This window comes from Actinoplanes sp. NPDC051388, assembly GCF_055586225.1.
The window spans coordinates 1-5,214 of sequence record NZ_JBVJIP010000043.1 but is presented as its reverse complement, the minus strand read 5'-3'; the positions used below and the strand labels follow the sequence as shown (position 1 = coordinate 5,214).

Here is a 5,214-nt window from a genome sequence, read left to right as displayed (position 1 = left end):
GTGGTTAAGCCCTCGGCTTATTAGTACCGGTCAACTGAACACGTTACCGTGCTTACATTTCCGGCCTATCAACCCAGTAGTCTAGCTGGGAGCCTTACCCACTCAAGGTGGTGGGATACCTCATCTCGAAGCAGGCTTCCCGCTTAGATGCTTTCAGCGGTTATCCCTTCCGAACGTAGCTAACCAGCCGTGCCCCTGGCGGGACAACTGGCACACCAGAGGTTCGTCCGTCCCGGTCCTCTCGTACTAGGGACAGCCCTTCTCAAGTATCCAACGCGCACGGCGGATAGGGACCGAACTGTCTCACGACGTTCTAAACCCAGCTCGCGTACCGCTTTAATGGGCGAACAGCCCAACCCTTGGGACCTGCTACAGCCCCAGGATGCGACGAGCCGACATCGAGGTGCCAAACCATCCCGTCGATATGGACTCTTGGGGAAGATCAGCCTGTTATCCCCGGGGTACCTTTTATCCGTTGAGCGACACCGCTTCCACTCGCAAGTGCCGGATCACTAGTCCCGACTTTCGTCCCTGCTCGACCCGTCAGTCTCACAGTCAAGCTCCCTTATGTACTTACACTCAACACCTGATTGCCAACCAGGCTGAGGGAACCTTTGGGCGCCTCCGTTACCTTTTAGGAGGCAACCGCCCCAGTTAAACTACCCACCAGACACTGTCCCTGGACCCGATCAGGGCCCGAAGTTAGATACCCAAATCCAACAGAGTGGTATTTCAAGATTGCCTCCACCCGAACTGGCGTCCGAGTTTCACAGGCTCCCACCTATCCTACACAATTACATTCAGATACCAATGTCAAGCTGTAGTAAAGGTCCCGGGGTCTTTCCGTCCTGCCGCGCGTAACGAGCATCTTTACTCGTAGTGCAATTTCGCCGGGCCTGTGGTTGAGACAGTGGGGAAGTCGTTACGCCATTCGTGCAGGTCGGAACTTACCCGACAAGGAATTTCGCTACCTTAGGATGGTTATAGTTACCACCGCCGTTTACTGGCGCTTAAGTTCTCCGCTTCGCCCTTGCAGGCTGACAGGTCCCCTTAACGTTCCAGCACCGGGCAGGCGTCAGTCCATATACATCGTCTTACGACTTGGCATGGACCTGTGTTTTTAGTAAACAGTCGCTTCCCCCTGCTCTCTGCGGCCATACCACGCTCCACCCGCAAAGGGGCTTCACGTGTCCGGCCCCCCTTCTCCCTAAGTTACGGGGGCAATTTGCCGAGTTCCTTAACCACAGTTCGCCCGTCGCCTCGGTATTCTCTACCTGACCACCTGTGTCGGTTTGGGGTACGGGCCGCTCGGAACATCGCTAGAGGCTTTTCTCGGCAGCATAGGATCACTGACTTCACCTGATACGGCTCGGCATCACGTCTCACCCTCCATGCACCACGGATTTACCTATGGCACGGGCTACACGCTTACCCCGGCACAACCACCGGCCGGGATCAGCTACCTTCCTGCGTCACCCCATCGCTAAACTACTACCCCTCAAGATCCCAGACTCCGCACCATAAACCCGAAGGTCGCCGGCACATCGCGTGGTTAGTACAAGGAGGTTCGTCTTGGGCGCTCCTACGCGGGTACGGGAATATCAACCCGTTATCCATCGACTACGCCTCTCGGCCTCGCCTTAGGCCCCGACTCACCCAGGGCGGATTAGCCTGGCCCTGGAACCCTTGGTCATCCGGCGGAAGGGTTTCTCACCCTTCATTCGCTACTCATGCCTGCATTCTCACTCGTGTGGCGTCCACGGCTGGATCACTCCGCCGCTTCCCTCGCCACACGACGCTCCCCTACCCACCCACACACCTGCACACCAACCACGAAGGCCAGCGCGAAGTTCATGTGTGAGTGCCACAGCTTCGGCGGTGTACTTGAGCCCCGCTACATTGTCGGCGCGGACCCACTTGACCAGTGAGCTATTACGCACTCTTTAAAGGATGGCTGCTTCTAAGCCAACCTCCTGGTTGTCCATGCGAACCCACATCCTTTTCCACTTAGCACACGCTTAGGGGCCTTAGCTGGTGATCTGGGCTGTTTCCCTCTCGACTACGAAGCTTATCCCCCGCAGTCTCACTGCCGCGCTCTCACTTACCGGCATTCGGAGTTTGGCTGATTTCGGTAAGCTTGTAGGCCCCCTAGACCATCCAGTGCTCTACCTCCGGCAAGAAACACACGACGCTGCACCTAAATGCATTTCGGGGAGAACCAGCTATCACGGAGTTTGATTGGCCTTTCACCCCTAACCACAGGTCATCCCCCAACTTTTCAACGTTGGTGGGTTCGGTCCTCCACGCAGTCTTACCCACGCTTCAACCTGCCCATGGCTAGATCACCCCGCTTCGGGTCTAGAACATGCGACTAAAAACGCCCTATTCAGACTCGCTTTCGCTACGGCTACCCCACCCGGGTTAACCTCGCCACATGCCACTAACTCGCAGGCTCATTCTTCAAAAGGCACGCCATCACCCCCACCATCCAAAGACGGCATAAGGCTCTGACGGATTGTAGGCGAACGGTTTCAGGTACTATTTCACTCCCCTCCCGGGGTACTTTTCACCATTCCCTCACGGTACTCGTCCGCTATCGGTCACCAGGAAGTATTCAGCCTTACCAGGTGGTCCTGGCAGATTCACAGCAGATTACAGGAGTCCACTGCTACTCGAGAACACCACAAAGAGATCACTGATTTTCGTCTACGGGACTCTCACCCTCTACGGTTAGCTTTCCCACACCATTCAACTAACCAGCGATTTTGTAACTCTTCTCCACACTGTCAGACATGGAAAGTGGGTCTCACAACCCCGCATACGCAACCCCTGACAAGTATCACACGCACACGGTTTAGGCTACATCCGCTTTCGCTCGCCACTACTCACGGAATCACTATTGTTTTCTCTTCCTACGGGTACTGAGATGTTTCACTTCCCCGCGTTCCCCCCATACACCCTATGAATTCAGATGCAGGTAATACCACATGACTGGTATTAGGTTTCCCCATTCGGACACCCTGGGATCACAGCTAGGTTGACAGCTCCCCCAGGCCTATCGCGGCCTCCCACGTCCTTCATCGGCTCCTGGTACCAAGGCATCCACCGTTCGCCCTTGACAACTTAACCACAAAAAACAAGATGCTCGCGTCCACTGTGCAATTCTCAACCAACAACCAACCCACAACCCGATCCGCCCAACACCAGACCCCCAGGAACACAGCCACCCATTACGGCGCCGGCTCTCTGAAACGGTATGAAAGGCCAAGTCATGCTTGGCGGCTCCAAAAAAACAACCACCCAAGGCTCCCGCCCCAGGCCACCAGCTCACGCCGGCATGGTTGTTCTTTCAGGACCCAACAGGGTGCTGTCTTTGTTCGCCCTCCCCAGCCGCACCGACCACCCCGTTCCACACCCCAGAGGGTTGTACTAAGTGGGCCGGCCGTTGCCGGTTCGAACTGGCCAGTGTCTCCGCCTATGAGCACCCCAACCCCACACTCTTGGGGGTTGCGGGCTACTGGCTACCTTTCGGCAGCGAGTTGCTCCTTAGAAAGGAGGTGATCCAGCCGCACCTTCCGGTACGGCTACCTTGTTACGACTTCGTCCCAATCGCCAGCCCCACCTTCGACCACTCCCTCCCCTTACGGGGTTAGGCCATGGGCTTCGGGTGTTGCCGACTTTCGTGACGTGACGGGCGGTGTGTACAAGGCCCGGGAACGTATTCACCGCAGCGTTGCTGATCTGCGATTACTAGCGACTCCGACTTCACGGGGTCGAGTTGCAGACCCCGATCCGAACTGAGACCGGCTTTTTGGGATTCGCTCCACCTCACGGCATCGCAACCCTTTGTACCGGCCATTGTAGCATGCGTGAAGCCCTGGACATAAGGGGCATGATGACTTGACGTCATCCCCACCTTCCTCCGAGTTGACCCCGGCAGTCTTCGATGAGTCCCCGCCATAACGCGCTGGCAACATCGAACGAGGGTTGCGCTCGTTGCGGGACTTAACCCAACATCTCACGACACGAGCTGACGACAGCCATGCACCACCTGTCACCGGCCCCGAAGGACCCCGCATCTCTGCGAGATTTCCGGCGATGTCAAACCCAGGTAAGGTTCTTCGCGTTGCATCGAATTAATCCGCATGCTCCGCCGCTTGTGCGGGCCCCCGTCAATTCCTTTGAGTTTTAGCCTTGCGGCCGTACTCCCCAGGCGGGGCGCTTAATGCGTTAGCTGCGGCACAGAGAACCGGAGAGGCCCCCCACACCTAGCGCCCAACGTTTACAGCGTGGACTACCAGGGTATCTAATCCTGTTCGCTCCCCACGCTTTCGCTCCTCAGCGTCAGTATCGGCCCAGAGACCCGCCTTCGCCACCGGTGTTCCTCCTGATATCTGCGCATTTCACCGCTACACCAGGAATTCCAGTCTCCCCTACCGAACTCTAGCCTGCCCGTATCGGCTGCAAGCCCGCAGTTGAGCCGCGGGATTTCACAGTCGACGCGACAAGCCGCCTACGAGCTCTTTACGCCCAATAAATCCGGACAACGCTCGCGCCCTACGTCTTACCGCGGCTGCTGGCACGTAGTTGGCCGGCGCTTCTTCTGCAGGTACCGTCACTTACGCTTCGTCCCTGCTGAAAGAGGTTTACAACCCGAAAGCCGTCATCCCTCACGCGGCGTCGCTGCATCAGGCTTCCGCCCATTGTGCAATATTCCCCACTGCTGCCTCCCGTAGGAGTCTGGGCCGTGTCTCAGTCCCAGTGTGGCCGGTCGCCCTCTCAGGCCGGCTACCCGTCGTCGCCTTGGTAGGCCATCACCCCACCAACAAGCTGATAGGCCGCGAGCCCATCCCAGACCGAAAAACTTTCCACACAAACCCATGCAGGCTCATGTCGTATCCGGTATTAGCCCCCGTTTCCGAGGGTTATCCCAAAGTCCAGGGCAGGTTACTCACGTGTTACTCACCCGTTCGCCGCTCGAGTACCCCGAAGGGCCTTTCCGCTCGACTTGCATGTGTTAAGCACGCCGCCAGCGTTCGTCCTGAGCCAGGATCAAACTCTCCAACAAAATCCGTGGAAAAAATGTCCCGGCAACAAACCAAATTGTTGCCAAAGGAATCCACAACCAGAACAAAAACGCCCTGGCCGGGGTATAACTAATTGGCACTGGCTTATCTAGCACCCTGTTGAGTTCTCAAAGAACAACCACACACC

The 5,214-nt window shown here is 57.0% G+C and carries 2 rRNA genes; both read right to left on the bottom strand.

The annotated features are described in order from the left end of the window. A 23S ribosomal RNA gene (locus tag ACZ6TI_RS48095) occupies positions 1-3,129 on the bottom strand. 421 nt (positions 3,130-3,550) lie between these two features. After that, positions 3,551-5,068: ribosomal RNA gene (locus tag ACZ6TI_RS48090) — 16S ribosomal RNA — on the bottom strand. The 16S and 23S rRNA genes sit together here, the layout of an rRNA operon. Between the last annotated feature and the right edge of the window lie 146 nt (positions 5,069-5,214).